Consider the following 26,506-nt stretch of genomic DNA (forward strand, 5'->3'; position numbering starts at 1 on the left):
TCATGCAAATCAATCTCTTGTTTGCTTCCTCCCTGCCTATTGATTTTTTCCAGTTTGAAAGTTTAAAGGTGCCATTTTGGGGGCATCAAACAGGAAAAATATTGAACAATTCCGTAGGGGCGTGATATAGCATGACCCGTCGTTTTGTGGTTACACGCTGCTGTTTCAGGGATTCCTTTTTTGTCTACATGTTAAAAATGTATGTCAGGCTAACCGAATGTTTTATCTTTTTAGTATCTTTGCACATCACGCAATCATGGGGGTTCGTGATGATCAATTGAGTGTATTCAAAGAAGTTATGCCACTGCATTTGCCCAAAAATTTTCCAGCCATCGAGCGGCTGAAACAGGAAAACATCCTCGTGGAATGCGGGGAAGAGAAAACTGCGCATGGACAGGTCAAGCCTATCAAGATAGCCGTATTGAACCTGATGCCTACCAAGTTGCAGACCGAAACCGACATTCTGCGGTTGCTGTCGGCATCTCCGTTGGATATTGAAGTGGCGTGGATGAGGCTTCGGTCGCACACGCCAACGCATGTGCCAGCGGCTCACATGGATGCTTACTATCATTATTTTGACGAATTGGTTTCGCTGTCGTTCGATGGACTCATCGTCACTGGCGCACCTGTAGAGCATTTGGATTTTGAAGAAGTGGATTATTGGGACGAGCTGACGCAGATATTTTCGTGGGCAAGGACTTCGCTCAAATCCACCTTATATATATGTTGGGCGGCGCAAGCGGGCTTGTATTTCCATGAAGGTATTCACAAATATGCGCTTCCTAAGAAGATGTTTGGCATCTTTCCTCAACGGGTGCTACATCCTGAAGTACCCATCTTCCGCGGGTTTGATGACGTATTTTGCATGCCGCACAGTCGCCATACCGAGATTAGGAAGGAGGATATCCTCCAGCATCCTGAACTGACGCTGTTGGCAGAGTCGGAAGAATGTGGGGTGAGTATGTGTATGACGACCGGTGGAAAGGAGATTTTCATCACGGGACACATGGAGTATGCCCCCGATACCTTGGACCAGGAGTACCATCGTGATGCGGGAAAGCGCGACGATGTGGACCTGCCCAGGCACTATTACCATGACGACAACCCCGCCAAGGGACCGCTCGTTACCTGGCGCGCGCATGCCCACTTGCTGTTTACAAACTGGATGAACGAATATTTAAGATAAGCAATGCGGAAACTGGAACTGCTGGCACCGGCCAAAAACTTGGAATGTGGAAAGGCTGCCATCGACCATGGAGCCGACGCTGTGTACATCGGTGCGGCCAAGTTTGGCGCGCGGGCATCGGCTGGCAACTCGCTGGACGACATTCGTGAGCTGTGCCTCTATGCCCATCAGTTCGGTGCCAAGGTGTATGTCACGGTCAACACCATTGTCTACCAAGACGAACTTGAGGACACGCGCGCTCTCTTGCGGGCCTTGACGGAGATGCGTGTCGACGCGCTGTTGGTGCAAGACATGGCCGTACTCGACCTGTTGCCCAAGGACGTGAAGCCCTTGCCGGCCCTCCATGCCAGTACGCAAACCGACAATCGAACGGCCGAAAAGGTGGCTTGGCTGCATGGTCTGGGCTTCGAGCGCGTTGTGCTGGCGCGCGAACTATCGCTTGCCGAGATCAAAACTATCCACCAAACCGTGCCTGACGTGCAGTTGGAAGGCTTCGTGCACGGTGCGCTGTGCGTGAGTTACTCGGGTGTGTGCTATGCCTCACAGTATTGTTTTCAGCGCAGTGCCAACCGCGGTGCATGCGCACAGTTCTGTAGGATGAAGTTCGATTTGATTGACGCGCAAGGGCGTGAGATAGAACATCAGCGCCATTTGCTGTCGCTGAAAGACCTGTGTCAGATTGATCACCTGGAAGAAATGGCCGATGCGGGCATCTGTTCGTTCAAGATAGAAGGCCGACTGAAAGATGTGGAGTATGTTAAAAACGTGGTGTCGGCCTACTCGAAGCGGTTGAACCGCATCATCGAGAAGCGCGGAGATGACTACCGCCGGGCATCGTTGGGGCAGGTGACGTATTACTTTGAGCCCGATTTGAAGAAGACGTTCAACCGGGGATATACCGATTATTTTCTGCATCACAGGCAACCTTACATCTATTCGCCCGACACGCCTAAGGCGCTTGGAGAGTATGTTGGCAAGGTGAAAGAAATCAGGCGAGGCTCGTTCAATGTCGCCGGAACGGCCAGCTTTGCCAATGGCGACGGACTTTGTTTCATCAATGATGAGCATGAGTTGGAGGGTTTTCGCATCAACCGGGCAGAGGGCAACCGGCTGTTTCCGCTGCGTATGCCAGACAACCTGCGACCGGGTGCGGCCTTGTATCGCAATCGCGATGAGGCGTTCAGCAAGCTGTTGAAGGGGAAGACGGCAGAGCGCAAGATTCCCATCACGCTCACCTTGTCGGTAACAGAGAACGGTTTTGCCCTTTCGGCCACGGGGCAGGGCATCAAACCCACTTGCCAGGTGCTGGAGATGAACAAGCAGAAGGCCATGAAACCGCAACGTGACAATATTTTGCGACAGTTGGGTAAGCTGGGCGACACGCCCTATATGGCCGACGTGATTGAGCTGGAAGGACAGGCCGATGCCTATTTCATCCCATTGAGCGCATTGGCAACGCTGCGCCGCGAGGTGGTGCAAGCCATTGAGTTGGAGCGCCCCGCCGATGTGGAAACGCCATCCGCACAACCGTCTGTCTCCCCAACAGCTCAGCCAGCGCACAAGCTTAGTGGCACCTTGGCATGGCAACCCGAATACCGCAAGTTTACCTATCTGTACAATATCGCCAACACGTTATCCAAATCGTTCTATCAACGTGAGGGCCTGTCAAACGCAGCTGATGCCTATGAGGTGAGCCAAGGGGCGGATGAAGGGTCGAAACGGAACGATTCGGTGCTGGTGATGCAGTGCCGTCACTGTCTGCGTTACAGTCTGGGATATTGTGTAAAACGGGGTGGCAAGCAACCCACATGGAAAGAACCGCTGTACCTGCGACTGGGTGATGGTCGCCGCTTCCGTTTGGAGTTTAAGTGTGACGAATGCCAAATGAATATCTATGCCGGAGAATGAGATTATCATAAACAAGCGAACGCGTCGTGAACCGTTGCTCCTGCTGTGCCGATGTCTGGTGCTTTGGGTAGTCATGGGTCTGCTCTGTGGTTGTTATCACAGACCTAATCATGCGTCCGAGGCCCTCGTTCCCTTGAACCCCGAGCAGGTAGACTCGCTGCATTTCTATTCCAAGCACCATTATACCAACAACTATAATTTCATCGTCAAGAGCGATTCGCTCGTGCTGCTCAAGCAACAACCCGAAGAACTGCTTTCCGGATTCATGACAGACAGCTTGGTGCTGGGTCGTCACAGTCATGTGGTGGTGGCCGATATTCGCATGCTGCCCACCGACACAATAGACTCCGTCTGGGTGCAGTTGGCCAGCGACCAGCACACGATTGGGTGGATTCACGAATCGGAGATGCTGCCGAACGTGGTGCCAGACGACCCCATCTCGCAGTTTATTTCCACCTTCTCGGACACCCACTTGCTGGTGTTCTTGGTGGTCATCACGCTGATAGCCATCGCCTATTGGATGCGCCGGCTTGTCAAGGATAAGGCGTGGATAGTGCATTTCCGCGACATCAACTCGTTTTATCCCACGCTGTTGTGCCTCATCGTAGCCTCTTCGGCGACGCTGTATGCCAGCATCCAGATGTTCGAGCCCGACATGTGGAGGCATTTTTATTACCATCCCACGCTCAATCCCTTCACAGTGCCGTTGCTGCTCATGGTGTTCCTGCTGTCGGTTTGGGCCATGCTCATCGTGGGTTTGGCGGCCGTGGATGACGTTCGTCATCAGCTGCCCTTCAGCGATGCCGTGATGTACCTCAGCGGATTGCTGGCCACCTGTGCCGTCAACTACATCGTTTTCGGTCTTACCACCTTATATTATATAGGCTATCCCCTGCTTGTGGCTTATTATTGGTTTGCCATCCGACAGTACAAGCGCCACGCCCAACCACATTATTTGTGCGGCAACTGTGGTGAAATCATTCAGCACAAGGGCCGTTGCCCCCATTGTGGTGCCATGAACAGCTGACGTAGGATGTAGCATCCTGACGGTCGCGAACGACAAAATCCTTATAAATAAGGATTGATGCATACCATCGTTTTTTCTACCTTTGTCCCATCAAGATAATCCCATTAGGTAGAGATTGACCTGAATGACAGATCGTGACCGTTGAAAGCCACGGCTTGGGTGCTCGCTCAAGGGAGGTTGCCGACCTCATGTCAATGAGGACATGGAATAGGTGGCAGCGATGAGTCCCCCGTAATGAATTTAATGTTAGACACGAGGCTCTCGGAATTTTGTTTCGGGAGCCTCTTCGTGTATGCCCATGCCGCATTATTGAATCCCCGCTGTTTTTCGCCCAAGGCGCAATGCGCATGGGGGAATGGTTGGTCCCGCCCATGCAAACTCATATAGTTTGGGTGGCAAAGGCTTTGCTTTTGGGGCCCAATCTACATGAGTTTGCCGACCAAAGTCAATGCTTTTTTCCTTTACATCATTCACAAAGTGATTATTGCATGATTGGGTGCGGAAAACAGCATCAAAAATAGTAGCGCAAGACTGCACGATAATATCTGCGCAAAGCTGCAGGGAATCGGCTGACATCGCAAAATATCCGTTAAAAAAATAACATTCTCATAAAAAAATATTTATATTTGCAAAATCAAACCATCCTGATGGTTCGGCTGAGGCTGTCCAACAAAAATTTATGATGAAGAAAGCTCTCTTGTGGGGAGGTGCCATCCTGGGTGTTCCAGTAGCACTATCCGCCCTACTCGCCATACTACTATATATTCCCCCCGTGCAGCAATGGATGCTGCAGAAGGCCACTTACTATGCTTCGCAGAAAACGGGCATGGAGATTTCCATCGGCCGTGTGCGTCTGGCTTTTCCGTTGGATTTGAGCATGGAAGATGTGCTCATCATCCAGCCCAACGACTCGTTGCCGCAGGTGAAAGACACCGTGGCATCGGCGCGTCGCATGGTGGCTGACGTGCAGCTAATGCCCTTGCTGAGCAAGAAAGTGGAGGTGGATGAGCTGACGTTCGAGGGCTTGAAGCTCAATACCGTCAACCTCATTGCGGCCGCGAAGGTGCAAGGTACCATCGGAAAGCTGAACCTGGTGAGCCATGGCATCGACCTGAGCGGCTCGACAGTGCGCGTGAATGAGGCGAACTTGGAAGACGCCAAGCTACAAGTGGCACTGGCTGACAGCGTTCCAAAAGATACGACGGAGAGCAAGACAACTTGGAAAATCGGGCTGGATCAATTGGACATCCGCCGCTCTGACATCACCGTTCACCTGCCTGGCGACACGCTTCAGGTACGAGCATACTTGGGGAAAGCCGTGGCCAGTGATGGCTCGTTCGACCTGGGCGAGGGTGTTTACCAACTGAAAAAACTGGACTGGACGGACGGAAAGTTGAATTATGACAACAAATGGAAAGCACACACCAATGGATTGGACTATAACCATCTGGCGCTGAGCGACATAACCGTTGGCATCGACTCGTTGCAGTACCAAGCATCTAAGTTGGACATGAACGTGCGACAGATTGCTTTTCGGGAGAAGAGCGGACTTGATTTGCAACATCTCTCGGGCAATGTGGCGCTTGATTCCACGCGACTGAGTTTGAAGAATGCCCATCTCAAAACATCGGAATCGAACCTGATGGCCGACCTCGACATGGATTTGAACAGCTTCTCCGAGCAAACAAGCGGGAAAATGAATGCCAACGTGCACGCCACTTTGGGCAAGCAAGACCTGATGCGCTTTATGGGTGACCTACCAAAAGAATTCAAACAAAAATGGCCCAACGCACCTCTATTGGTCGACGGTGTGGTGAGTGGCAACCGAAAGCGCATGCAATTTGACGGTCTGAACATCTATCTGCCCACGGCCTTGAAAGCCTATGCCATCGGCTATGCGGCCAACCTCGACGATTCGAAGCGGTTGAAAGCCGACGTGAAGTTGAAAGCCAAGACGGGCAACCTTGATTTCGTGAAAGCCTTTTTGGACAAGGAAACGCGCAAAAAGGTGAACATTCCGCAGGGAATTGGTCTGGATGGCAGTCTGAAAATCAATGGCAAGCAATATACAACGGATTTTGTTGCCCAGCAAGGAGGAGGCTCTTTGCAGGCCAAAGCCCAGTTGGATGCGGCCAAAATGGCCTATACCGCCAAGTTGAACGCGCGCCGTATGCCGCTTCAAAACTTCCTGCCCAACCAGGGATTGTCCCCCTTTAGCGGCACCATGGACGTGAATGGACAGGGCACCGACTTCCTCTCACCCCGCACTACGCTTACGGCTAAGGCCAAAATCACCCAATTCAACTACGGAAACTACAACTTGAATAACATGACGGCCGATGCCCATGTGAAGAATGGACATGCCAAGGCTTTGATACACAGCAACAACCCGCTCATCAAAGGTGACATCACGCTCGATGCTTTGACTCGTTCGAAAAACATCAATGCCAACGTGGTGACCGATTTGCAGCACGTGGATTTACATCGACTTCATTTGTTGGATGACACCATTTCGATAGCGATGAAAAGTCATTTGAAGCTCGCCACCGACCTCAAAGAATCCTACAAACTGAAAGGAACGGTTGACAACCTGGTCATCAACGACAACGGAAGGATATACAAGCCACAGCCCATGAACCTTGATGTGCTGACCCGAAGAGACACAACCCATGCCGAGGTGGCCACTGGTGACTTCTACCTGTCTATGCACAGCAAGCAAGGCTACAAGAAGTTGATGAAACATGGCAACGCTTTTGTGGCCGAATTGAAGCGGCAGTTTGAAGATAAATACATTGACCAGCAGCGTCTGAGGGACCATCTTCCCAACGCCAATTTGTATCTCAAATCGGGTAAAGACAACTTCTTTGTGAACCTCATGCGCCGATATGGGTGCGACATGGATCGGGCATTGGTGAACATCGAATCGTCTCCCAGCATGGGATTGGAAGGCCTGTTGCAGGTAGACAAGCTGTTGTTAGACAGCATCCAGTTGGACACCGTTCGGCTGAGTCTGCATTCCAATCCCGAGGGAACCACCTACCATGGACGCATACAGAACGCACCAGGCAACCCGCAGTATGTCTTCAAGGGCCTCTTCGATGGTGCCCTGCATGAAAAAGGAACCAACATCCGCGCCAAATTATACGACGAGCATGACCAGTTGGGCATTGCATTAGGATTGATTGCCGACTTGGAAGAGCGTGGCATCCGAACCCGATTGGACAGTACGAAGATTGTACTGGGTTACAAAGATTTTGCTGTGAACAACGACAATTACCTCTTCCTGGGCAACGATCGGCGCGTATCGGCCAACATCTTGCTGCGTGCCAAGGACGGAACGGGTGTTCAGTTGTATTCCAATGACGACCATCTGGACGTGCTGCAAGATGTAACCCTTTCGCTCAACAAGATAGAACTGAAGAACATCATGAGCGTCATTCCGTACACTCCCGACATAGCCGGAACGATGAACGGCGACTTCCACATCATCCAGACCCCCACAGAGCTGTCGGTTTCGTCGGCCGTATCGGTGAAAAACATGTTCTACGAACAGAGTCCAATGGGCAACCTCAGTTCAGAATTCGTGTACATGCCGAAGGCGAACGGGAGTCACTTCGTGGATGGTGTGCTGCTGAGTGATAACAAGGAGGTAGCAACGATGACGGGAACCTACGACAAGCATGGGTACCTGGATGCGACACTCAATTTAGAACGTCTGCCCTTGCAGTTGATAAACGGGTTCATTCCCAAGCGTATTATCGGGTTGCGTGGCTATGGTGAGGGCGAAATTGCCCTGCGTGGGTCGATGAAGAAGCCCCACATGGATGGTGAAATCTATCTCGACTCGTCCTATATCTTCAGCGAACCATACGGCGTGTCACTTCGCTTTGCCAATGATCCCGTTCGAATCAAGGACAGCAAACTGTTGTTTGAGAACTTTGAAATGTTCGCCAACAATAACAGTCCGTTGAACATCTATGGGGCTTTCGACTTCTCTGATACCGAGCGGATGATGCTCGATATCCGTATGCGAGCAGAGAATTTTGAGATAATTGATGCTCGGGAGAATCCTCGTTCAGAGGCTTACGGTAAGGCCTTTGTTGACTTCTTCGGCACAATGAAAGGCCCGGTGGAGAGCTTGCGCCTTAGAGGAAAGCTCAATGTGCTGGGCACCACCGACATGACTTACGTGCTGAAAGATTCGGAACTGGCCACCGACAACCAATTAGACGAACTGGTGAAGTTCACCGACTTTAATGATTCCACGGTTGAGGTGGTGCGTAGGCCTAAGCTCACTGGCTTTGACATGCTGATGGGCGTGACCATTGATGAGGCTGCTCATATCGTTTGCATGCTCAATGCCGACCAAACCAATTACATCGACTTGCTGGGTGGAGGCGATTTGCGTATGAGTTACAACCCGGCAGAATCCATTCAGATAACGGGTCGGTATACCCTTCACAGCGGAGAGATGAAATATTCGTTGCCCGTTATCCCGCTGAAGACCTTCAATATTCAGAATGGCAGTTACATAGAGTTCAACGGCGACCCGATGAACCCCAAGCTCAACATCACGGCAACGGAGCCTGTCAAGGCCACGGTGAGCGAGGGTACGGGTGCCGGGCGTGTCGTTGATTTCGACTGTGGCGTAAAGCTGTCGCAGACACTTAGCAACCCTGGCATCGAGTTCATCATCAGCTCACCGAGCGACATGACCATACAAGACGAACTAAACACCATGTCTGTGGAAGGAAGAGGCAAGGTGGCCGTCACCATGTTGGTGTCGGGCATGTACCTCACCGATGCCAATCCATCGGCATTCTCGATGAACAGCGCCTTGAGTTCGTACTTGCAAACCGAGATTAACAACATTGCCGGCTCGGCCATGCGTACCATGGGACTGGATGTGGGCATGAGCATTGACAACACGATGATGGCCAGTGGCGGCATGCATACCGATTACAACTTCAGGTTCTCCAAGCGGCTGTGGAACAACCGGCTGCGGGTAATCATCGGTGGACGTGTGTCCACTGGCGAGGAGGTGATGGCCAACCGTGACGATACGTTCTTCGATAACGTTGAATTGGAGTATCGCCTGAACCAGAATGCCAGTCAGTATCTGCGCTTGTTCTACAAAAACAACACCTACGACTGGCTCGAAGGACTTATCGGGGTGTATGGCGTTGGTTTTACTTGGCGGCGCAAGCTGGCCCATTTCAAGGATATCTTCCGTTTCAAGAGTGACAAAGAAGCCTTGCCAACCATTCGTCCTGTCCAAAAAGACTCAATCAACAATGACATCAAAACCACTAACTAAATACATCCTTGCGCTCATTCTGCTGCCGGCCATCATGACGGCATGCTCTACAACCAGTGCCATTCCCGATGGCGAGCAGCTGTTTACTGGACTGAAAAAAATTCAGTTTGACAACTATGAGAAGAACGCTCATGCCGATGAAACCAAGATGGAACTGGAGTCGGTATTGGCCACTGCGCCCACATCGTCCTTGCTCGGCAGCAGTTATTACCGCACTCCCATCCCTATCCGCCTATGGATATGGAACGCTTTCTCGCAAGACACCAGTGCCGTGAGCCGATGGATTACCAAGGCATTTGGCTCGAAACCGAAGCTATTGAGCCAGGTCAACCCCTTGCTACGCAAGTCGGTAGGCGAGTTACAGTTGAAGAAGTTTGGCTATTTCAAAGGGAATGTCGACTATGACATCATTCAGCAATCCAACCCGAAGAAAGCCAAAGTGGCTTATTTCGTCAACATGGGGCCCCTGTGGCGGCTCGACTCCATCAGCTATCTCAACTTCACACCCGGGGCAGACAGTCTGGTGGCAGCCACCAAGGATGAGGCTTTGATTCGCAAAGGCGACCCATTCAGCGTGCCAGCTCTTGAATCCGAGCGACAACGCGTGGCCCGCTTGCTGCGCAACAACGGCTATTACTATGCCAAACCCACCGACGCTTCTTACCTGGCCGATACCTTGCAAACGCCCGGCAAGGTGGTGCTTCGCTTTCAAGAGGCCGACAGCTTGGAGCCAGAGGTTACGCGCAAATGGTATGTGGGACGGGTGAACGTGAATTTGCGGCGCCAGTTTATGGAAGAACTCACCGATTCGTTGGTGCGGCGTAGCTTCACCCTTCGCTACGCACGGCGTAGGTCACCCTTGCGTCCCGGCGTGTTCTACAATGGTTTGAAGATACGTCCCGGACAACTTTACAGTCTTGCCAACCAGGAAGCATCGTCAAACTACCTGCACTCCACGGGGCTTTTCACCTACAGCAGCTTCCGCTTTACACCGCGAGATTCGTCAGAAACCTGTAACATACTCGATCTGGACATCGATTGTGTATTTGACAAACCCTACAATTTTTATATCAATGCCAATGCTAAAGGCAAGACCTCGAAGCGCTTCGGACCAGAGTTGATTATGGGTCTCACTAAGTTGAACGCCCTTCGCGGAGGCGAAAAACTGGACATCAACTTCCATGGTTCTTACGAATGGCAGACAGGCCACCGGTCGGAAGGCAGCTCGTCGAAGGTGAACTCGTACGAATATGGCGGCGACATCTCCCTGATTGTCCCACGAATGCTCACGCCGGCCAATCTCTTTTGGTCGGCTAATCACCGCGCCAAAAGAGACAGTTTGCGCGTGCTATCGGGCAAAAAACCCCGAAGGAGAAGGCGGTATTACGGTGTACCATCAACGACTCTGCGCATGTCAAACAACATCTTGAATCGTGCCGGCTTCTTCAAACGGCATGTCGTTTCGGGCGATTTAACCTACGAGTTCTGGACTTCACCGCAGTCGTACCACGAGTTTAGTCCACTCACGCTATCGTACGAGTACATGACCAGCCGCACCGATTCGTTCATGGTCTTGTTGGCCGACAACCCTTATTTGCAGATTTCCATGCGCGATCAGTTCGTTCCCAAGATGAGTTACACCTATCAATATACCACAGGGATAGGTTCTCGCCATCCCTTCTCATGGCGAACCACCGTGAGCGAAGCCGCTAACATCCTGTCACTGGGCTACATGGCGGCCGGAAAACAGTGGAACGACAAGAGCAAGAAGCTGTTTAAAAACCCATACGCCCAGTTTGTGAAACTCGAAACTGATTTCGTGAAGTTGTGGCGGTTTGGCGACAAACATTCCATCGCAGGCCATCTTAATGCCGGTGTGGTTTACAGTTACGGCAATGCTACCAAGGCCCCTTACTACGAACAGTTCTACGTTGGCGGCGCCAACAGCGTGCGGGCTTTCAACGTGCGGAGCATTGGTCCCGGCAAATATCGGCCCAGCAACCAGCGCATGTCATACATAGAGCAGACCGGCGACGTGAAGTTTGAGGCCAACCTGGAGTTCCGTCCCCATTTGTTTGGCGATCTCTATGGAGCCGTCTTCCTCGATGCCGGTAACGTTTGGACCCTCGGTGACGACGCGCAGCGGCCTGGTGGAAAACTCAAGTGGAAGAGCGTGTTCACCGACATGGCTGTGGGCACTGGTGTGGGCATTCGCTACGACCTGGGCTTGTTCGTCGTTCGTGTGGATTGGGGCATCGGCCTGCATGTTCCTTACCATACGGGGAAGAAGGGCTTTTACAACCTTTTGCGCTTCGATGATGGCAACAGTTTCCACTTGGCCATTGGCTATCCATTCTAAATAGGATACGATTTCGGGGACAATCAACGGGTGACAAATTCACTGACCTTACGAATAAAGCAACCATTTACGGCACGATGCATAAATAGAAGAGAATGGTTGCCGATGTCACTTCTGTGTGTTAACAAACCTTTCGTTTGTTAAAACGATTCATTTTTCTTAACAAAATAAAATCGTGAAATAGATGATGACGAGGACTTTTTTGGGTGTTCAAAGCCTTAAAATCATTACCTTGTGCAGTCATTCATATCCAACAATGCGGCAATCAACATGCTTTAACCGCCCAATTTGCATGCTTTAACCGCCCAATTTGCACCATATAGAAGGTTTTTTTGCATCAAAAACAGGCATTTTGGCTCTAAACGCTTTACTTTTTCATGGCGTTTTAAGTTGAGAAATCATCCAACTCGGTGGTAATCAATTTAATAATAAAAACCGTTCCTGCTTGTCGTTTTTTCAACGCACGAACCAGTTGGTTGAAAAAACGCTCGGCATTTGTGTTAAAAAAACGCCGTATAGGTCATGCCAGTACCATTATCATGCAGAGCATCCTTATTCGATATCATCAGTAGAGCATACAGACTGTCTGGTTTCGACAAAGGATGGTACAACTTCATATTTCTGGGAAAATGGGTTACCAATTCAAAATATTTTTCCTATTTTTGTCAGCAACATATCATGAGTAGGTCGTTATGAAAATTTTAGGAAACATTATCTGGCTTATCTTTGGCGGCCTTGGCGTCGCCTTGGAGTATTTCGCTTCGTCATTGGTGCTGATGATTACCATCATTGGTATTCCCTTTGGCATTGCTACGATGAAGCTTGGCATACTTGCCCTGTGGCCATTCGGTTCGCATGTTGTCGACCGTCCGCAGGGCAGTGGTTGCGTCAACGTGTTTATGAATGTGCTGTGGTTCTTTATCGGGGGCATCTGGATTGCCCTCACGCATCTTGGCTTCGGTCTGCTGCTCGGTATCACCATCGTTGGTATACCATGGGCCAAAATGCACTTTCGTCTGATGCGTCTTGCTCTGACTCCTTTCGGGAAACAAATTGTGAACGATAACTTTTAGGCACAAGGGTTATTGGGACGACCAATTGCTCAAATGAGTGGCGCAAGGCATAGGAGAAAGACGCGATACAAAATGCTCGTTGTCCACAATCACCTTGGCTGATACCTTGTCCCAGCTTGACATCATGTCCCAGCCAGGTGTTGCCATCATGGCCATGCCCAACAAGCGGAACATCTCTTATGGCGGCGATATGTTGTTGCGCCATCAATGACCGTTGCTTTTATAGTGTCCCTTGTTTCAACTGTTCTATTTAGTCATTGTTTCGTTCAAGTTTGATTAGACAATACGGTGCATTTCATAGCCTTCTACATAGATAGCACTGAACGGACGTGCCGGACACTGGTTTTCGCACGCCCCACATCCAATACAACGTTCGGTGTTGACCGCTGGGATTTTCGGAGATTTTGGATTTGAAGCCTTACTCGGCACCATTGTAATGGCACCTGCGGGACAATGACGGGCGCAATTGCCGCATTCTACACCATCAGTGAGTGGAATGCAATTCTTTTTCACCCAAACGGCATGGCCGATTTGCGTTGCTGATTTGGCCGTGCGTGTGATGGGTCTGATGGCACCAGTAGGGCAAACATTGCTGCATCGCGTGCATCCAGGGTGGCAATAGCCTCGCTCGAACGACATGGTGGGTTGCATCAACTTCATCAAGTCGGTTGACGGGCGAAGCACATCGTTGGGGCACTGCGCCACGCAAAGCTGACATGCGGTGCAGTGCCGTGCCATATTCTCGGCCGAAAGCGAACCAGGAGGTGTGATAGGTGTCGTTCGTTTCGGAGCGATTTTGTCTTCAATGACAGCCAATCCTCCGTCTATCTTCTTCTTTTTCTGTGCCCATGCCGCCGTTGTCATGGCAACAGCCACCCCGATGAGGAATGTTCGGCGTGAGGTATCAATCGGCTTTGTGGCATCCGCTTTCACAATTTTGTCTTCGTTTGAGCGGTTCATGTCGTTCCATCTCCATTGCAGATGAAGCGCGTCGTGCTGACAGGTATCTATACAATCCATGCACGCCACGCATCGGCTGTAGTCAATCTTGTGGTTTTTGTAATCTATGCAAGCCGCTTTGCATCTATGTGCGCACAGACTGCATTTGGTACATTTCCCGGCATCGAGCACGGGATGAAGCAGCGAGAAGCGCGAGATAAACCCCAGCACGGTGCCCACCGGACAAACGGTGTTGCAATAGGTACGTCCGTTGAGCCAAGCCAACACGATGAGCGCAACAAAGCTTACTGCGGCGATGATGAAAGTAGGCAGACTGCGCAGCCACACATCCTTTTCGTAGAAAGCATAGCTGTTGGCACGTTCGGCCAAGAAAGCCAGCAGGTTGTTGCCCCAGATATATATAGGCTGAAACAGGTTCTGTACGATGCGTCCGTACGAACTGTAAGGAGCGAGCAATGCCACCAAGGAGCCAATGCCTGCGATCAAGGCAATGACAAAAAGGATAAAAACGCCATATCGCAACCACTTTACTTCAGGAGAGTATGAGAAACGATAATGCTTTTTCTTGCGTCGTCCGCTAACCCATGACACAATATCTTGGAAAACGCCCAATGGACAGATAATGGAGCAATAGATACGTCCGAATACCAAAGTCAGCACAACCAAGAAAACAATCACTCCAATGTTCAACGCAAGTACGGCGGGCAGGAATTGTATCTTTGCCAGCCAACCCAGCCAGGTGTGTAGTGTACCGGTGAAATCGAGGAACAGCCCTGTGATGAGCACAAACACAACAAGGGCACAAGTTAATCTTATTTTTCGTAACATAATCGTCAATCTTGAAAATTCAAAACGCTATCAGGATTTGGTGTGTTCGTTGCGAAACCTACCAATTCTTCGTTGCCATGTCATCATCATCGCTTTCGACTGCGTATCACGTATACTTTCGGGTGCTATCAACGAAATCTTTGAGTGACAATGACCTGGAATCGTTTATAAAAATAGTTGGATTTATGGAGATAACTATACCTCGTCATGATATCTTAACATATATTAGTACGAAAATCCCATTCACGGTGACATCCTTGTATTATGGCTTGTTCGCTTGCGACGCTCCATGGTTGCGGCTTGACCTTTATGCCAGATGTGGTTTCCCGATGAACTCCAGTTTCCCTCATGCTCACAACTAAGCGTAGCTTCAATCGTTCCTACAATGCGGACAATTCAACTAAAAAATAACACACGCTTGTGTTTCTCGTCTAAAAGCCGTAAATTTGTTGCAATTATAACAAAATACAACAGGCATTGGAGGAGCAAACAGACTGATATGTCAAGCATCAAAATACTCAATAGTTCGTTTCTCGAACAACTTGAACTCGAGCTGGCGCCAGGCATCAAAGCCGGCTTTCCGAGTCCTGCGGGTGATTATCTGCAAGACTCTCTCGACTTCAATCGTGACTTCATCCGTCATCCCGACGCTACGTTCTATGGCCGGGTGTCGGGCGACTCGATGATAGATGCCGGCATCAACGATGGGGATATCGCCGTGATAGACCGTTCGGTGGAGGCTGGACACAATGATGTGATTGTGGCTTACTTCAATGGAGAGTTCACCATCAAGTATCTCGACATGACCCATGTGCATGAGGGTTATATCGAATTGCGGCCCGCCAACAAGGCGTTCCGTCCGATTAGGGTCAGCGAATTGGATAAGTTTGAGGTGTGGGGCGTGGTGGTTTGGACCATCAAAAACTGGAAAAAGTAATATGTTTTACGCCATCTGCGACTGTGACAACTGCTATGTGAGTTGTGAACGGGTGTTCCGTCCCGATCTCAACGGCAAGCCCGTTGTTGTGCTGAGCAACAACGATGGTTGCGTGGTGGCACGCAGTAAGGAGGCCAAACAGATGGGCATCAAGGCTGGATTGCCTTATTATCAGATGAAAGAGCAATTCCCTGGTGAGGAAGTTGCCGTGTTTTCCAGCAATTACGAGTTGTATGGCGAACTCACGGCGCGTGTCATGACCATCATCAAAGACGCTGCTCCACAGATGTTTCGTTATTCCATTGACGAATGCTTCTGCTTGCTACCCGACATGAGTTTTGACGAACTAAAGCAGTGGGGCGAAGACCTGCATCGGCGTATTCTGAAGCATACGGGGCTTCCCGTCAGCATCGGAATGGCCAAAACCAAGACGCTGGCGAAGGCGGCCAGCCACTTTGCCAAGAAACATGAGGGCTATCATCATTGTTGCATCATCGATACGGAGGAAAAACGCATCAAGGCTCTCCAGCTGTTTCCTGTGGGTGAGGTGTGGGGAATAGGACATCGAAACACCCCCAAGCTATTGGAAATGGGCGACAAGACGGCCTACGACTTTGCCAACCATTCCAAGGAGTGGGTTCGGTTGCTGTTCCATGTCACTGGTGTGAGGACCTGGATGGAACTCAATGGGGAGGACTGTATTCCGAATGAAGAACCTGCGAAAAAGAAAAGTATCTGTACCAGTCGCAGCTTTACGGGTACGATATCCGACTTTGAAGCCGTTAGGACGCACGTTTCCAACTTCGCTGTGCGCTGTTCGCAGAAGCTCAGACGGCAACACAGCGTGGCGTCTGTGGTGAGTGTATTCATCCACACCAATCAGTTTAGAGAAGACCAACAGCAGTATTGGAACAGCCGCGAGGTGACACTTTTGACGCCTTCCAACTCCACACAGCAGATTGTGCAAGCGGCAGCAAAAGCTTTGCAGGAAATCTTCGTGCCTGGTTTGCAGTACAAAAAGGCGGGAGTTATTGTGATGGGAATCATGTCCGACAGTGCTGTTCAGACCAATTTTATCGATTATAACCGCGATAAGATGGAAAAACAGATGCGGCTTGATCAGGTGATCGACCGCCTGAACAAGCTCGGCGGCTCCGAATTGGTGGTATTAGGAGCCCAGCAATACCGTGAAAAAGACAAGCAAGGCCACCATGTAGCTTTCACGGATGCCATTCGACACGATTTTAGAAGTAAGAATCCCACCACGCGTTGGAGCGACATCATCACCCTGAAATAGGCATTCCCAAGCATTTCTTGGCAGCAAATAGTGACGGAATTCGCCCTGCGTGTTCTGCCTCTTATCCTTCTTCCGCCTGCTCAAGCACTTGTTCTTGCGTTGTTTCGTCCTGTTTTTTCTCACGCGTCACATACTTCTGCCAATAAGCAATGAGCAGGGTTGTTAGCGGAAGAGCCACAATCAGACCAATGAATCCAAGCAATGTTCCCCATACAGACAGGGACAAAAGCAGGATGGCGGGATTGAGGTTCATGGCTTTTCCCATGATTTTAGGCGTGAGGACGGTATCACTAATCACCTGAACAATCAGGAACACGAGCATGGCCAAGCCAAAGACAATCCAGAAATTCTGGCCCGTGTCAGCTGCTTTCAGCATGGACAGGAAGACCATTGGCACCAAGGCCAGTGTGTGGAGGTAGGGCACCAGGTTCATAAATCCCATCATGATGCCAAGCGCAATGGCCATTGGGAAATTGATGATGGAGAGGCCAATGCCGAAGAGAATGCCTAAGATGAGTGAAACAAGTCCTTGTCCTCGGATGTAATTATTGAGTTCTCTTTCCACATCTTTCATCAACTCTTCCCAGAATGGACGATTCTTCTTCGGGAAAATGCGAATCCAGTTGTCGGTCAAAAATTCATAATCTTGCAAGATAAAGAAGGTATATAATAAGGTGATTAACGAAGCGATAATGCTAATCACGACACTGGCCGTTTGTCCAAGCAAGGTAAATACCTTGGGCATCCCCGTTTTAAGAATGTCGCTGAAATCCTTGCTCTTCATGAAGCTTTCTATTTCAGTGCGGTTTTTGGTAATCCACTGCGAGATGTAAGAGCCTAAGTCGCTACTGTGTGTGCTTTGATTAATCCAGTTGTTAAGGATGTCGTTGAGCTTGCCAAACTGTTCTATCATCGGTGGAATGATGGCATATACCAGTCCACCAATCACCACAGCCACGGCCAACATGGTGATGATAATAGCAATGGCGCGAACTTTGACATGCATTTTATATTGCACAAACTTCACCAGTGGGTAGAGCAAGTAGGCAAAGAGCCAGGCCACAAAGAAAGGTAGAAGCACACCACTCAGGTAGTTGACAAGGTATAATACGAAGAATATCAATAGCAGGACGGAGGCTATTCGTATAAATTTGTCAAAGGTGATTTCTTGTCTTTTCATATTTTCGTAGATTGATGTATCCTATTTGAGCTTTTCTTCCTGTTGGGGAGCCATCGAAACGGATTGTTCTTCGAGCAAGGTCTTTTGATAACATTCCCGACAAAGGGGTTCATAGGTGAGCTTTTCGCCCAGCAAAACGCGCTTATCGTTCTGCACCAATCGGTGGCTGATGTAAGCCAAAGCGCCGCATTTCACGCAGATGGCATGCACTTTGGTCACCTCATCAGCGATGGCACACAAGCCGGGAATGGGTCCGAAAGGCTTTCCTTGGAAATCCATGTCAAGTCCTGCGATGATCACGCGCACCCCTTTGTTGGCCAATTCGTTGCACACCTTGACGAGTCCATCATCGAAGAATTGGGCTTCATCGATACCCACGACATCCGCATCGGAAGACAATAACAAAATGCTTGACGATGAATCAACGGGAGTAGACTGAATGGCATGCTGGTCATGGCTCACCACATTCTCCTCGGAATAGCGAGTGTCTATGGCGGGTTTGAAGATCTCAACGCGCTGCTTGGCAAAGCTAGCCCGTCGCATGCGCCTAATCAGCTCTTCTGTCTTGCCCGAAAACATAGAGCCACATATCACTTCTATTCTTCCTGGGCGATGTGATTCGCCTGTCAAATATTCCATCATGTTGCTGCAAAAATACGAAGAGCAATTAAAAATTGCAAAGAAATTGACAGTTTTTTTGTTCGTCTTGATTATTTAACTATATTTGCGTTCTATATGGGAATATTGTACATCGTGCCCACCCCAGTGGGGAATATGGAAGATATGACGATGCGAGCCATTCGCATTCTCAAGGAGGTGGACCTGGTGTTGGCAGAAGATACCAGGACATCGGGCAAGTTGTTGAAGCATTATGACATACAAAATCACTTGCTATCACACCATAAGTTCAACGAACATGGCACTTCCGCGGGCATTGTAGAACGATTGAAAGCAGGCCAGAGCATAGCGCTCATCAGCGATGCGGGCACACCCGGCATCAGCGACCCGGGGTTCTTTCTGGCACGCGAGGCTGCAAAAGCAGGCATAACGGTACAAACACTGCCTGGAGCCACCGCTTGCATTCCGGCTGTTGTCTCATCCGGTTTACCCTGTGACCGCTTCTGTTTCGAAGGCTTCTTGCCGCAGAAAAAAGGTCGACAAACACAGTTGGAGGCGCTCAAAGAAGAGCGTAGAACGATGGTTTTCTACGAGTCGCCCTATCGTTTGCTGAAAACATTACAGCAATTTGCCGATGTATTTGGCCCCGACCGCCCCGTGAGCGTGGCTCGTGAGATATCCAAACTGCACGAAGAACATGTCCGAGGCACACTTGAAGAGGTGATACAACATTTTAAAGAAGTTCCACCGCGAGGCGAAATCGTCATTGTGGTGGGTGGAGATAATAAGAATAAGAAACTTAAAACAGAACGAATATGAAAAAGATTTTAAGTCTGGCCACCATTGCCATCTTTACTTTCGCATGCTTTGGATGTCAGAACAACAAGAAAAACAGCGATTTGGAACAGGCGGCCCAAGCCGATTCTTTGCAGCAAGTCATCAGTCAGAAAGACAACGAAATCAATGACATGATGGGTACGCTCAATGAAATCCAAGAGGGATTCAAGGAAATTAATGCGGCAGAAAACAGGGTTACCATCGCCAAAGAAGGTGAGGGCGCCAACAAAGGGCAGCAGATTCGTGAGGACATTCAGTTCATTGCGTCTACCATGAAGCGTAACCGCGAACTGATTGCCAAGCTCCGCAACCAACTCAAGCAAAGCTCCGTGAAAGGTGATGGCTTGAAAAAAGCATTGGACAGCCTCACCGCTCAGTTGGAAGAGAAAGACAAGCAGCTTCAGGAATTGCGTGCCGAACTGGATGCGAAGGATATCCATATCTCCGAGTTGGATGAAACAATCAACAACCTGAACACCAATGTCAACAATTTGGCAACCGAGAGTTCGCAGAAATCACAGGTAATCAACAGCCAGGATAAGCAGCTTAACACCGCTTGGTTTGTGTTTGGTACACGAAAAGAGCTGAAAGAACAGCGAATCATCGAGGGTGATAAGGTGTTGCAGGCCAACTTCAACAAGGATTATTTCACCAAGATTGACATCCGCGTGAACAAAGAAATCAAGTTGTACTCCAAGTCGGCTAAGGTTCTCACCATGCACCCATCCAGCAGTTATCTGTTGCAGCGCGATGCCAACAAGCAGTATGTGCTTCGAATCACTAATCCAGAAATCTTCTGGAGCACCAGCAAGTACCTCGTTATCTTGGTGAGATAAGGCTGTCGAGAACACGGCTCCTTCCCAGAAATAACGCACATGCGTCTGCTGGGAAGCAATAACTATACACATCAATCCTCTTGCTCGGATCAGTCCGAGTAGGAGGATTTTTTATTGATGCCAACCGCTTCAATCACCCTATTGAAATCGCTCATTCTCCTTGTTGAAACGACTTTGCGCCAGCTCAGCCTTGCAATTCCTTATCGTTTTGCTTTGAAAAACTGTTGCATCAGCTGCTTGCATTCCTCTTCCAGCACGCCACCCGTGACCGTTGCCTTGGTATGTAACACGTTTGGCGCATACCGCTGGTAGCCCCGTTTGTCATCGCCGGCCCCATACACGATGCGTGAAACCTGCGCCCAGCCCATGGCACCAGCGCACATCGGACAAGGTTCAACGGTGACGTAGAGGGTGCATTGGGGCAGATATTTGCCGCCGAGTTGAGCCGCTGCGGCCGTGATGGCCAGCATCTCCGCATGCGCCGTGACATCGTTCAGGGTTTCAGTCTGATTGTGTGCGCGTGCAATGATGCGACCTTGGCATGTGATGACGGCGCCAATGGGTACTTCTCCTTCATCGTAGGCGGCATGAGCCTCTGCCAGTGCCTTTTGCATAAACTGTTCGTCTTGTTTGCGTTGTTCGTCGTCGGTCATGGTCGTGTCTGTTTGTGTGCTTGCAAATTTACAACATTCTTTTTGATGTGTGGAAGAAAAACCGTATTTTTGCAACACATCATCAGGGAGCATCACGACATGGCTACACACAACAAATTTGGGAAATGGGGCGAAGATACAGCCGTCGATTACCTGCACAAACAGGGATATACCATCCGCGAGCGTGGCTGGCGGCATGGTAAGTTCGAGATTGATATCATCGCCTTATCGCCCGATGGCATTACCTGTGTGTTTGTCGAGGTGAAAACACGTCGGTCAGACGAGGTCGCTTTGCCCTCGGATGCCGTTGATGAGAAGAAGATGAGGAATCTCGGTATCGCAGCTGATGTTTATGTAAAGATGTTTGACATACAAGAGGAGCTGCGCTTTGACGTCATTTCCATCGTGGGTTCGACAGCCGAGAACATGCAGATCGAGCACTTCGAAGATGCCTTCAACCCTGTATTGTTATAACCAAAAATGCGTATCAAACTGGTCAAACTCAATGAGGTAGACTCTACCAATGTGTACCTTTGCGAACACGCTGATTGTTTCAACGAAGAACTGGTGGTCGTACAGGCCGATTATCAGACGAGCGGTAAGGGACAAGGACAGAATGGTTGGGAAAGTCAGGCAGGGAAAAATTTGCTGTATTCCTTGCTGGTTCATCCCCAAAAGCTGCCGGTAAAAAGTCAATTCTTTTTGTCTATGGCTGGTGCTTTGTCCATTAAAGCCGTGTTAGACGAATATGTTGACGACATTACCCTTAAATGGCCGAATGACATCTACTGGAAAGACTGCAAACTGAGTGGCACACTCATCGAGTTGAGCGTACACGCACAGGTTATTCAACGCTGTGTCTATGGAGTGGGCCTCAACGTCAATCAGGCGGTCTTTGAGAGTGATGCGCCCAATCCTGTGTCCTTAGCGCAGATTCTGGGACATGAGTTGGAACGCGACAAGCTGCTTCATCAACTTATCAAAGCTTTTGAGCAGTATTACAATCGCTTGGAAGAAGGAGCGTTCGACGAAATCTCCAACCAGTATCATGCTGCGCTGTATCGGCGGGAGGGCGTGCATCCTTATCGCGACCGTGATGGCTGTTTCCAGGCTTCCATCGTGACGGTGGAACCCGATGGGCGACTGGTGCTGCAAGATACCGATGGACGCATGAGAGGCTACTACCTTAAAGAGGTGGAGTTTATTACATAAAATAGGCTGCGCCTTAACAAAGTAAACAAGTTTTCTTTGTATTCGGCTTGCGCTATTTTTTTACAAAAAATCAATCAAACGATCATTTATAATCAATATGGTAAAGTTTAAACGTATACTCTTGAAGTTGAGTGGAGAAAGCCTGATGGGCAGTCAGAGCTATGGAATCGACCCCAATCGGCTCGCCGACTATGCCCAACAAATCAAGGAAGTGCACGACATGGGCGTGCAAGTAGGTATCGTCATCGGTGGCGGAAACATTTTCAGAGGACTGAGCGGGTCGCAGAAAGGTTTTGACCGCGTGAAGGGTGACCAGATGGGTATGTGCGCTACGGTAATCAACTCCTTGGCGTTGAGTTCCGCATTGGGTGCGATTGGCGTTAAAAATAAGGTGATGACTGCCATTCGCATGGAGCCTATTGGCGAGTATTACAACAAATGGAAGGCCATTGAGGCGATGGAAAACGGACTGGTTTGCATCTTCTCGTGCGGCACGGGCTCACCCTATTTCACCACAGACACGGGCAGTTCGCTGCGTGGTATCGAGATTGAAGCCGACGTCATGCTCAAAGGTACGCGTGTTGATGGCGTGTACACAGCCGACCCGGAGAAAGACCCCACGGCTACGAAGTTTGACGACATCACCTTTGACGAGGTGTATAACCGTCATCTGAAGGTGATGGATCTCACCGCGACGGCCATGTGCAAGGAAAACAACCTTCCGGTCTATGTGTTCAACATGGATGTGGTTGGCAACCTGAAGAAGGTGCTGGAAGGCGAACCCATCGGCACTTTGGTCCACAATTAGGCTGATGTAAAATAAGGTTCTTCCGCTAAATGTCATACGCTTGTCATGCAAAACGTATCGCTTTCATCGGAAGAACTGCTACTCTGCCATGAAACATACAACTACTTCCGCTATATGTTTTAGTTCATGGCAGCTATAATCAGCAAGACCAAGAATGCCATGATCGAAGGGAGGAAAGATGATACCCAACAATCTAAGCTTTCTTTACTCCCTTTTCGGTGCGTCGAGGATGCCCAAAATACTATTTAAGCCACACTTTTGACACGAATGCTGGGGCTATAGATAGGGATAGCAATACCGGAGAATACCAATATGGCGGTACATCCAATTACAAATATAACCTAGAATATTCAATCATAAAGAGATGAGAACATTACTTAAATTCCTCTGTATATTTGCCTTAGTTGTGGGATTATCTTCCTGCGGAAATGAAGACGAAGAATTCGAAAATATAGATTTCAAGGTCACTGGCATCGAATTGCACGATGTGAGTGTTAACAACCATACACATGTTGGTACATTGTTAGCTGAAGGAGGAACGATTACTTTCGAAGCTAAAGGAAAAAATAAAGATTCTGGTTTTGTGAGTGAGGTCTCTTGTGGAAGTTATCGATGGGACAGATCACAACAACAGGACATTCAATATCCTCAAACTATCTGTAATGAGGATTGGGGACAAGTTACTATAACTTCTGTTTTACCACATACAACAAAAGTCGTTATAACACCAAACGCAACTGGTTCAACCAGAGAAATCCGAGTTATATTTGGTGGGGCTTATAAGACATCGATTGTTTACATAAGACAACCAAGTATGTAGATAGTTCCTCTTCAAAGAATGGGATATACCAGTTCTATCACGCTGTGAATATCACGAACATGCTGCAAATCAACAGGAAGCGAGATTTCATACCGATAAAATAATTAGATGGATAATAATATAATGATGATGATTTTGAGAATATAAATTTCAATGACAAAGTTAATCATTTATTGACAGGTAACATAGAGCAAACAGCAAAATCTGTCAAGCGATTTTTGGGTAAAAACTCCCCCACTCTCCCTCTCCAAACAAACTCATTGCATAAAGCCCCTTAAAGCATGCAGATTAGCGTGTAATCTACATGCTTTAAGGGGCTTAACTCTATGCTTTTGTTTCAACATCAGGAACAAGTAGGAAAGTCAAGCGTTACACGTTAGCTTATCCTACTCATTCTCAGATATTTACAACTGTTACATGCGCTCTTTCAACAAGGCAGGGATTTCGCAGGTTTCGCGAGCCACTGGCACGCCTGCGGCTTCAAAAGCGGCAATCTTCTCGGCTGCCGTTCCCGAACCACTGGAAATAATGGCACCCGCATGTCCCATTTGTTTGCCCTTTGGAGCCTCGCGCCCAGAGATGAAAGCCACCACGGGTTTGGTAACATGCTGTTTGATATAGTCGGCTGCACGCTCTTCTGCGTCGCCACCAATCTCACCAATAAGGGCGATACTGTCTGTCTCTGGGTCGTTTTGGAACATCTCCAACAAGTCTTGGAAATACAACCCCACGATGGGATCACCACCTACACCCACTGCGGTAGACTGTCCAAAGCCAGCAGCAGTGAGGTCAGCAACCACCTGATAGGTCAATGTTCCGCTACGACTAATCACACCCGTGTGCCCCTTCTTAAAGATATTGGTTGGCATAATGCCCACCATACTTTCTTCAGGAGAAATCAATCCCGGGCAGTTAGGACCTATCAACTTGGCTCCTTTGTCGGAGATGTAACGATAAGCCTCAACGACATCCAGCGTTGGTACGCCCTCTGTAATACAAATAATCAACTGAATGCCGGCATCGGCAGCCTCGAGCATGGCATCTTTGGCAAAGGCTGCTGGCACAAAAATCACCGAAGTGTTGGCACCTGTAGCTTTCACTGCATCTTTTACCGTATTAAAAACAGGAATTCCTGCAACCTCTTGTCCAGCCTTGCCAGGCGAAGTTCCACCTACCACATTGGTTCCATACTCCTTCATTTTCGTGGCATGGAAACTGCCATCTCGTCCTGTAATTCCTTGGACAATTAACTTTGTATCGTGATTAATTAATATACTCATCGCTTTATAGATTTAACATGGTTAGATATCTTATTTGTTCATGCACTGTTGAGCCAACTCTACAGCCTTTTTACCAGCCTCGCTCATGGTCTTAGCCACATGGAACTTGGTTCCTTTCAACAACTCGCGACCCTCCGCTTCGTTGGTACCAGTGAGTCGGATGACGATTGGCATGTCGGTATCGAGCATCTTAAACGCTTCGATTAATCCCTTTGCCACATCGTCGCAACGTGTGATACCACCAAAGATGTTAATGAGAACCACCCGTACATGACTGTCACTGAGTAACAGTTTCATCGCCTCGACAATCTTCGTAGGATTAGAACTACCACCAATGTCCAAGAAATTGGCAGGATTACCACCATACAGTTTAATCATATCCATGGTTGCCATTGCCAGTCCGGCACCGTTCACCATGCATCCAATCTCACCACCAAGGTTGACATAACTAAATCCTTTGTCTTTAGCATCCTGCTCCTTGCGCTCTTCTGCCGTAGGCTCAAAGAGTTCGAAAACATCAGGATGACGATACAAAGCATTGTTATCGAAAGTCATCTTGGCATCAATCGCCTTCACCTCTCCACTCTTGGTCACTACTAATGGATTGATTTCTGCCAACGAAGCGTCTTTCTCTTTGAAGAGACGGTACAGATTTTGGAAAACTGGAACGGCCTGATTCACTAACGCTTTGTCATCGAAAAGACAAAAAGCAGCTTCTCTTGCCAGATAATCGGGCATGCCAATAAGCGGGTCAATGGGTATCTTATGGATTTTTTCGGGTGTATTTTTAGCAACCGACTCGATGTCCATACCACCCTCACGACTTAACATCAGAATGGCAGACTTTACTTTTCGGTCGATGACAATACTTACATAATACTCTGACGCAATATCAATAGCCTCGCCTACCAAGATACGATCGACGGTAAAGCCTTTGATATCCATACCTAAAATTTGAGAAGCATATTCTCTAAGTTGTTCTTCTCCTTTAGCAACTTTCACGCCGCCAGCCTTTCCACGACCACCCGTATGCACTTGGGCCTTTACAACTGCACGCTCTGATCCTAAGGATTGGTAAGCTGATACGGCCTCATCGACCGTCCGACACAATACACTCTTGTCTACTGGCAAATGGTACTGTGCAAACAAGGCTTTCGCCTGATATTCATGAACCTTCATGGCAATTTGTTTTGTTAGTAAATAGTTTTGTTAACCTTGCAAATATAATGCTTTTTTTGTGTACGATGACAAAAAAGGATAAAAATCACCACTCGAAATGTTAACGATTTAAAATGACGGGAACATTGGCTGTGACAAAATCGTAGACGGTGGTAAATTTTCCTCCCAAAATTAAACTTTATTGCTTTTAG

21 protein-coding genes are annotated in these 26,506 nt (G+C 48.9%); 14 read left to right on the forward strand and 7 right to left on the reverse strand.

The annotated features are described in order from the left end of the window. Positions 1–298: 298 nt before the first annotated feature. The 6 genes from HMPREF0650_RS10740 to HMPREF0650_RS10770 all read left to right on the forward strand — a co-directional run bounded on the left by HMPREF0650_RS10740 (position 299) and on the right by HMPREF0650_RS10770 (position 12,870). Positions 299–1,186, forward strand: coding sequence for a homoserine O-succinyltransferase (locus HMPREF0650_RS10740; RefSeq protein ID WP_004350711.1), 888 nt, complete (start codon positions 299–301; stop codon positions 1,184–1,186). A gap of 3 nt (positions 1,187–1,189) precedes the next feature. Further along, positions 1,190–3,094, forward strand: coding sequence for a peptidase U32 family protein (locus tag HMPREF0650_RS10745; RefSeq protein ID WP_004350712.1), 1,905 nt, complete (start codon positions 1,190–1,192; stop codon positions 3,092–3,094). 73 nt (positions 3,095–3,167) lie between these two features. Beyond that, positions 3,168–4,121, forward strand: a complete 954-nt coding sequence (locus HMPREF0650_RS10750) for a hypothetical protein (protein ID WP_004350713.1) — start codon at positions 3,168–3,170, stop codon at positions 4,119–4,121. A 679-nt stretch (positions 4,122–4,800) separates the two neighbouring features. Continuing rightward, positions 4,801–9,438, forward strand: coding sequence for a translocation/assembly module TamB domain-containing protein (locus HMPREF0650_RS10760; protein WP_004350716.1), 4,638 nt, complete (start codon positions 4,801–4,803; stop codon positions 9,436–9,438). Next, a complete protein-coding gene (gene tamL / locus HMPREF0650_RS10765; RefSeq protein WP_004350717.1) occupies positions 9,416–11,797 on the forward strand; it encodes a translocation and assembly module lipoprotein TamL in 2,382 nt (793 codons plus the stop codon). Before HMPREF0650_RS10760 ends, tamL begins: the two co-directional genes overlap by 23 nt. A 692-nt stretch (positions 11,798–12,489) precedes the next feature. After that, positions 12,490–12,870, forward strand: a complete 381-nt coding sequence (locus tag HMPREF0650_RS10770; RefSeq protein WP_004350719.1) for a YccF domain-containing protein — start codon at positions 12,490–12,492, stop codon at positions 12,868–12,870. 9 nt (positions 12,871–12,879) lie between these two features. Here HMPREF0650_RS10770 and HMPREF0650_RS13175 read toward each other — a convergent pair whose 3' ends face one another. Further along, positions 12,880–13,044 carry a hypothetical protein gene (locus HMPREF0650_RS13175; RefSeq protein WP_155813640.1) on the reverse strand — a complete coding sequence of 55 codons (165 nt, stop codon included), beginning with the start codon at positions 13,042–13,044 and terminating at the stop codon, positions 12,880–12,882. A gap of 102 nt (positions 13,045–13,146) precedes the next feature. Further along, a complete protein-coding gene (locus HMPREF0650_RS10775; RefSeq protein WP_004350721.1) occupies positions 13,147–14,658 on the reverse strand; it encodes a 4Fe-4S binding protein in 1,512 nt (503 codons plus the stop codon). Between the two features lie 499 nt (positions 14,659–15,157). Between HMPREF0650_RS10775 and HMPREF0650_RS10780 the strand changes: the two genes are divergently transcribed. After that, complete coding sequence (locus tag HMPREF0650_RS10780; protein WP_004350723.1) at positions 15,158–15,595, forward strand: LexA family protein; 438 nt, start codon at positions 15,158–15,160, stop codon at positions 15,593–15,595. A 1-nt stretch (position 15,596) separates the two neighbouring features. Continuing rightward, a complete protein-coding gene (locus HMPREF0650_RS10785) occupies positions 15,597–16,892 on the forward strand; it encodes a Y-family DNA polymerase (RefSeq protein ID WP_004350725.1) in 1,296 nt (431 codons plus the stop codon). A 61-nt stretch (positions 16,893–16,953) separates the two neighbouring features. Here HMPREF0650_RS10785 and HMPREF0650_RS10790 read toward each other — a convergent pair whose 3' ends face one another. Continuing rightward, positions 16,954–18,072, reverse strand: coding sequence for an AI-2E family transporter (locus tag HMPREF0650_RS10790; RefSeq protein WP_004350727.1), 1,119 nt, complete (start codon positions 18,070–18,072; stop codon positions 16,954–16,956). A 21-nt stretch (positions 18,073–18,093) separates the two neighbouring features. Beyond that, positions 18,094–18,714: a thymidine kinase gene (locus HMPREF0650_RS10795; RefSeq protein ID WP_004350728.1), complete on the reverse strand. Its 621-nt coding sequence runs from the start codon at positions 18,712–18,714 to the stop codon at positions 18,094–18,096. A 93-nt stretch (positions 18,715–18,807) separates the two neighbouring features. On the opposite strand from HMPREF0650_RS10795, the gene rsmI reads away from it, so the two are divergent. Both rsmI and HMPREF0650_RS10805 read left to right on the forward strand, forming a co-directional pair. Continuing rightward, complete coding sequence (gene rsmI, locus HMPREF0650_RS10800; protein WP_004350729.1) at positions 18,808–19,509, forward strand: 16S rRNA (cytidine(1402)-2'-O)-methyltransferase; 702 nt, start codon at positions 18,808–18,810, stop codon at positions 19,507–19,509. Continuing rightward, complete coding sequence (locus tag HMPREF0650_RS10805; protein WP_004350731.1) at positions 19,506–20,363, forward strand: Cbp1 family collagen-binding glycoprotein adhesin; 858 nt, start codon at positions 19,506–19,508, stop codon at positions 20,361–20,363. The genes rsmI and HMPREF0650_RS10805 overlap by 4 nt, the downstream gene beginning before the upstream one ends. Before the next feature lie 200 nt (positions 20,364–20,563). Here the strand turns inward: HMPREF0650_RS10805 and HMPREF0650_RS10810 are convergent, their stop codons facing one another. Beyond that, a complete protein-coding gene (locus HMPREF0650_RS10810) occupies positions 20,564–21,016 on the reverse strand; it encodes a nucleoside deaminase (RefSeq protein ID WP_040563235.1) in 453 nt (150 codons plus the stop codon). A 99-nt stretch (positions 21,017–21,115) separates the two neighbouring features. Here HMPREF0650_RS10810 and HMPREF0650_RS10815 point away from each other — a divergent pair, with 99 nt between their 5' ends. The 4 genes from HMPREF0650_RS10815 to HMPREF0650_RS10830 all read left to right on the forward strand — a co-directional run bounded on the left by HMPREF0650_RS10815 (position 21,116) and on the right by HMPREF0650_RS10830 (position 23,856). Beyond that, complete coding sequence (locus HMPREF0650_RS10815; protein WP_040563232.1) at positions 21,116–21,490, forward strand: YraN family protein; 375 nt, start codon at positions 21,116–21,118, stop codon at positions 21,488–21,490. Positions 21,491–21,496: 6 nt separating this feature from the next. Next, positions 21,497–22,228, forward strand: a complete 732-nt coding sequence (locus HMPREF0650_RS10820) for a biotin--[acetyl-CoA-carboxylase] ligase (protein WP_004350734.1) — start codon at positions 21,497–21,499, stop codon at positions 22,226–22,228. 97 nt (positions 22,229–22,325) lie between these two features. Further along, entirely contained in the window at positions 22,326–23,036 is a 711-nt protein-coding gene (pyrH, locus tag HMPREF0650_RS10825) for a UMP kinase (protein ID WP_004350735.1), read from the forward strand. Between the two features lie 364 nt (positions 23,037–23,400). Further along, the gene (locus HMPREF0650_RS10830; protein ID WP_040563233.1) at positions 23,401–23,856 is read left to right on the forward strand and encodes a hypothetical protein; all 456 of its coding nucleotides are present in this window, start codon (positions 23,401–23,403) and stop codon (positions 23,854–23,856) included. Between the two features lie 413 nt (positions 23,857–24,269). Here the strand turns inward: HMPREF0650_RS10830 and sucD are convergent, their stop codons facing one another. After that, positions 24,270–25,136, reverse strand: a complete 867-nt coding sequence (sucD, locus tag HMPREF0650_RS10835) for a succinate--CoA ligase subunit alpha (protein WP_004350736.1) — start codon at positions 25,134–25,136, stop codon at positions 24,270–24,272. Between the two features lie 30 nt (positions 25,137–25,166). Continuing rightward, a complete protein-coding gene (sucC, locus tag HMPREF0650_RS10840; protein WP_004350737.1) occupies positions 25,167–26,315 on the reverse strand; it encodes an ADP-forming succinate--CoA ligase subunit beta in 1,149 nt (382 codons plus the stop codon). Between the last annotated feature and the right edge of the window lie 191 nt (positions 26,316–26,506).

The sequence above is a fragment of the Hoylesella buccalis ATCC 35310 genome (assembly GCF_000177075.1).
GTDB lineage: Bacteria > Bacteroidota > Bacteroidia > Bacteroidales > Bacteroidaceae > Prevotella > Prevotella buccalis.